Source organism: Cupriavidus sp. 05T41, assembly GCF_056396525.1.
On the sequence record NZ_JBFTLQ010000216.1, the window covers coordinates 1 to 443 of the forward strand.

Sequence of the window (443 nt, forward strand, 5' to 3'; positions counted from 1 at the left end):
GACCTGTCCGTCACCGAAGAACTCGACGCCCACGCCATGAGCACCGTGCGCGGCGGCACCGGCTTCGTGCCCTTCGTGCCGGTGTTCAGCACCGTCAAGGTCGACTCGACCTTCAATGCCTCGCAACTGATCGGCCAGACCCAGAACGTGGTCAATATGAACGGCAACAACACGGCCTTCGCGGATGACATCAAGTCGCATGTCAACTCGACGCAGAACGCCCAGAACAACATCTATCGCTGATGTTGCCGCGGCCCCACCGAGCGCGCCAACCGAATCCGCACATCACTGAGTACCGGAGAACTRCCATGACTACCATCGCCATCCARGACCTGTCCGTCACCGAAGAACTCGACGCCCACGCCATGAGCACCGTGCGCGGCGGCACCGGCTTCGTGCCCTTCGTGCCGGTGTTCAGCACCGTCAAGGTCGACTCGACCTTC

At 61.9% G+C, this 443-nt stretch carries 1 protein-coding gene; it reads left to right on the plus strand.

Going from position 1 to position 443, the window contains the following annotated elements:
• Positions 1-243, plus strand: a 243-nt coding sequence (locus AC1DKV_RS40550; protein WP_477139778.1) for a hypothetical protein, incomplete at its 5' end; no start/stop codon positions are given.
• Positions 244-443 lie beyond the last annotated feature (200 nt).